General features: G+C 43.6%; 5 protein-coding genes. All 5 read right to left on the reverse strand.

What is annotated here, in order from left to right; genetic code table 11:
* The coding region (locus ABHN01_RS25340; RefSeq protein ID WP_429877844.1) for a response regulator transcription factor at positions 1-642 on the reverse strand (642 nt) is incomplete at its 3' end.
* Positions 643-647: 5 nt separating this feature from the next.
* Positions 648-1,889, reverse strand: coding sequence for a sensor histidine kinase (locus tag ABHN01_RS25345; RefSeq protein ID WP_429877840.1), 1,242 nt, complete (start codon positions 1,887-1,889; stop codon positions 648-650).
* A gap of 223 nt (positions 1,890-2,112) precedes the next feature.
* Entirely contained in the window at positions 2,113-2,544 is a 432-nt protein-coding gene (locus ABHN01_RS25350; protein ID WP_429877841.1) for a GlcG/HbpS family heme-binding protein, read from the reverse strand.
* Between the two features lie 18 nt (positions 2,545-2,562).
* Positions 2,563-2,895, reverse strand: coding sequence for a glycerol dehydratase reactivase beta/small subunit family protein (locus ABHN01_RS25355; protein WP_429877842.1), 333 nt, complete (start codon positions 2,893-2,895; stop codon positions 2,563-2,565).
* Positions 2,892-4,462: diol dehydratase reactivase subunit alpha (locus tag ABHN01_RS25360; protein ID WP_429877843.1), on the reverse strand; the 1,571-nt coding region annotated here is incomplete at its 5' end. The genes ABHN01_RS25360 and ABHN01_RS25355, both read right to left, overlap by 4 nt.

Genomic DNA, 4,462 nt, shown 5'->3' on the forward strand with positions numbered 1-4,462 from the left:
GTAGAAACCGCATTCTTCACTGATTTCCATCACATTTTTTTGGCTGTAAATCAGGAAATGCTTAGCCCTTTCCAATCGGCAGGCTGTTATGTACTGCGTGATCGTGTATCCTGTTTCCTGCTTAAAAAGCCGGCTGAGATATTGCCCGCTTAAATACACCAGTTCAGCCAAAGTATCCAAATGCAAATCCAAATGAAGATGGTTCCTAATATACTTCATCACCTTATCAATATCTTCATTCCCAGAGACTTCTATGGTTTCCAAAGTACCTCGATTTGAATTTTTTACTTCTGGTATATATTTAACTAATGTTTGTTTAATTTCATTTGGATGAGCAGGTTTTAATAAATAATCATCCGCCCGCGATGTTAAATTCCGACCGTACAGTTCCTGTTCATCATAGGCAGTAAGAAAAATGACCCGGCAATCCTGGACCTCATTTTTTATGATACCGGCAGCTTCCATTCCATCCATTACCGGCATTTTTATATCCATTAGAACGATATCCGTTTGTTTTTGCTTGGCAATCGTTACAGCGTCCAAACCGTTTTGGGCCTCAAATAATTGGGTTACACCAAGTTGTTCTTTTCTAATGATCATTATCAAGACTTCCCTTTCAAGAGGTTCATCATCTACAATCATGAGCTTCAAATTATAACACCTCCAGGATGGGGAATGGAAATCCGCACAATTGTACCTGCCCCAATTTTGCTTTCAACACCTGTAATACCATTGTCTTCCCCGAAATAATATTGCAGCCGTTTTTGGACGTTGTTCATTCCAATCCCTGTCGTGTGGCTGTTCCTTTCCCTGCCTTGTCTTGAAAATAATGAAGCTAATGTTTCTTCAGACATTCCTATCCCCGTATCATATATATCAATTTGGACCTGATGATCCTTTAGAAAACAATGAAGAGTAATCACAATATCATTTTCATGGGATTCAAACCCGTGAATGATAGCGTTTTCAATTATGGGTTGAATTGTAAAAATAGGAATTCTGATTTCTTCGGCATTCACTTCAATGTTTTCATGATAATGGATTCGATTGCGGAAACGGGATTGTTGTATGTTTACGTAGTTTTGGATATAGTCCAATTCTTCTTTCAATGTGACCATCTGATCGTTATTGCGTAAGCTATACCTCATGATTTTTGCCAGGGAGTAGGTAACATTCTGGGTTTGTTCTGCATTTTCAAGGTAAGCAAGGCGGGAAATGGTGTTTAGTGTATTGAATAAAAAATGGGGATTGATCTGTGATTGCAAGACCTTTAGTTGTGTTTCCTGCAGGAGTTTTTCCAATTGCGTCCGAAGTTGCTGCTCCTGGGCCAGCTTCAGGTTTCTTTCATTCAGCTCTTGTTCGGCCAGATGATTGGCACCTATTTCAATAATGTATTTGGCAACCAGCTGAAGCATTTCCGCTGCAGCTTCAATCCGCCTCTTACTGACAAACTTGATTTCATCAAAATATTTCTGAAGAAGATCCTGATCAATCAGCAATTGCTTAAAATTGTCACGAATGTGTTCGATTCTCTGTTCATCGTGTCCGTCCACTAAAACTTGTCCGCATAAAACGGATCCCAAGTGCCTGCCATCAAGGACGAGGGGTGCTGCAATATCCACCAGTCCGGCATGGCAATAATGGACAATTGGTTTCCCATGTTGTGCCGCCAGTTGCCCCACTTTCCGGTCAGACAAGATGCAGCATTTGGAACCCTGTTCGGATGAACGGATGTTTGTGCAAAAGCTGGTGAAATTAGAGGGTTTCGTGACAGGTATACCCAGCTCATCAGCGATGATGACCGCAAAGCCGGTAGCCTCTGAAAATCGTTCCTGGATTTCCTGTAAAACAGTAACATTTACTATATTACGCAAAGTAAATATAGTCATGTTTCCCTCCGTCCCTTAAAATTTCAGTTTTATTTGAATATTATAGCCGATTCCCTTATCGAAAAACAGCCTGTCTTTTGAACCAGAAAGGACCATCGTAGGAAATCATCAAATTTCAATTGTGGGAATTGTATTCTTTTTTAAAAATAGAACCCCCTGGAACCCTTTAACAATTAAAGTCTGGTACCAAGGGATAGTTAGTGTTTCAACTCTATGAATTTCTTCAAGTATTGTTTACGGTTAATGTTGAATTTACTAAACTGTCAACACCTGCCTGGGCCACTTGGATATCTTCTTTAACCGAACCGCCGCTTACTCCGATTGCGCCAATGATTTCCCCGTTTTGGCGCAAAGGGATTCCCCCGCCAAACACGACCACCCGGCCATTATTGGTGGTATTAATTCCATAAAGGCTTTTTCCGACCCCTGCTGCTTCTGCCAGATTGGCGGTTGGCATTTTCATGGCAACCGATGTCCAAGCTTTGTTTTGGGCGATATCCACACTAACCAGCAAGGCCTCGTCCATTCTGTGGCATGCAACGAAATTCCCGCCTTTATCGACGATGCTGATGACCATAGGCACCTGGATTTCCCTGGCTTTCTTTTCGGCACTTTCAATCAGAGTTTTCGCTAATTCCAAATTGATTTTCCCCATCTCGTCCATCCCTTCCATTTATAAAGATAACGGCAATCCTTTTACCAACCGGGCTGCATTCTGGCCCATACTTCTGGCGTTTTGTAGAGTATCCTCCAAATACGGCGTTTCTTGTTTTAACTTTTCGTGATGAACACACACCTTTCCTTCTTGATCAATGCCAATTCCAACCTGTAACGGGGACATGGCCGCTGCATCTGCACCCAATTCAATATAGTTTTTCTGATCTTCCCTCCCTTGAAGTAAAAATGGGACCCCTTCTTCTTCCAACCCGCTGCAAACGACCCTAAGCTTTATAGGGTCAAGATGGCTGTTATATAAAATCGGAATGTAAATGGCCCGTTTACTCATTTTAAAACCTCTTCTTTTACCGAAGACAAGACCAGCCCGGTGGCCACTGCATTTCTTGGCCCTTCCGTTCCACGGATATTGGCAAAACCGGCGACAATTCCGTATTTGCCAAGTTCTTCAGTGAGCATTTGCGGGATTTCAAAGTCAAGAGCTGAACCTCCCACCATAACAACAAAGGATAAGTGTTTTAAATTGCCTGTTGGAACTACGCGCTTAAGCGACCGAAGCACATTTGTAACAAATACCCTTCGCTTGGCACTGCGGCGGATATCCCTGATTTTGTCCATGGACGCTTTGATGGTTAAAGGGGTTAAACCGCTTTCTTCCCGGATGACTACCTTTCCAAAAGTATGAGGAGGGAAAGGTGTTTCAGAAAATAAAATGGTTCCATCCTCCAACTGCATATGAAATAAACTCATCACTTTCCCCAGGGGATTCTTTTTTATTCTTTCCGCGAGTTCCTTGTCACCTAACGCAAGCTCTGAATTGATCAGCATCGTTACCATGTCCCCGGCTCCCGCTAAATGGCTGGAGGTGATTTTTCCCGTTTCATTCATCATTGCCGCATCGGTTGAACCACCGCCCATATCGAGAATGACGATTGGCTTTCTCGTACCAGGAGTTGTCAGGGAGCCGAGGATCGCCATTTCCGCTTCAATTCCACCAATCTCAACCCGCACACCAAGTTCCTGTTCCAATAAAGCGGCGACTTTCTGAACCGGGACTTTATTTGCTTTCACCATGGAAGCCAGGGCTACCCCGCTTTCCATGGAAAGCTCACCAGCCATCGACCCGCTTATGGAGGTTGGTATAATGGCGTCAACAGCCAAAAAATCAGAGATTTTTATTTCATTTGGCGATTGGCCTGTAAGCTCGGCTAAATCATGGCGCAGCCCGTTAAACATACCCCCGACATTCGTGCCTGTTTCCCCTTTCACGTCAAGAAGATTCCCCAATTTATCATAGGTCCTCATAATCTCTTCTGCTCCATCATTAATGGAAACTTCGAGCTGCTTGTTATTGGTTCCTGCCAATTTAATCCGGCCGGCTTCAATTTTCCGTTCAACAACCTCTCCCTGTGGTGTCCGGATCACAACGGCTGAACGATTGCCGACCAATGCCTTCGCTACCAGGGCAATTTGTTTGGTCTGTTCAGGATTTAGTTGAAATACGGTGGACAGGCCGTATGGATTGCTAAGGGTTCGAATGACATGCCCCGGTAATGCGACTTCAATCGCGGCCATTTTACCGAGAGGAACTTTTTCAATTAAAGAAACCTCATCGACAATGGGGGTTGGTTTGTGCAGGCGGTTATGAATCAACACACCATCATCTTTTTGCACAATTGCGCCGGTAATCGATATTCCATCCTTTTCAGCCTTATTGATCCAGTGGGCAGCCCACTCATAATCGAATGGTTTAGGGATGACGACAATATAATCCAGCCCACGGACAGCTACATCAAACATTTGATCGATTAAAACGGTAATGCCGACACCTAACCCTGCTCCTCCCGGTGTATCGGGATTATGTCCGATCATTGAAGACTCGGTAATGATCGTTTCGC

Origin of the sequence: Fictibacillus sp. NRS-1165 (assembly GCF_050468105.1) — a bacterium.
Lineage (GTDB): Bacteria > Bacillota > Bacilli > Bacillales > Fictibacillaceae > Fictibacillus_C > Fictibacillus_C terrinigri.

What these genes read in the sequence shown, in the direction of transcription:
- ABHN01_RS25350 (WP_429877841.1), bottom strand. Translation starts at nt 2,544, where the DNA reads ATGGGGAAAATCAATTTGGAATTAGCGAAAACTCTGATTGAAAGTGCC.
- ABHN01_RS25355 (WP_429877842.1), bottom strand. Translation starts at nt 2,895, where the DNA reads ATGAGTAAACGGGCCATTTACATTCCGATTTTATATAACAGCCATCTT.
- ABHN01_RS25345 (WP_429877840.1), bottom strand. Translation starts at nt 1,889, where the DNA reads ATGACTATATTTACTTTGCGTAATATAGTAAATGTTACTGTTTTACAG.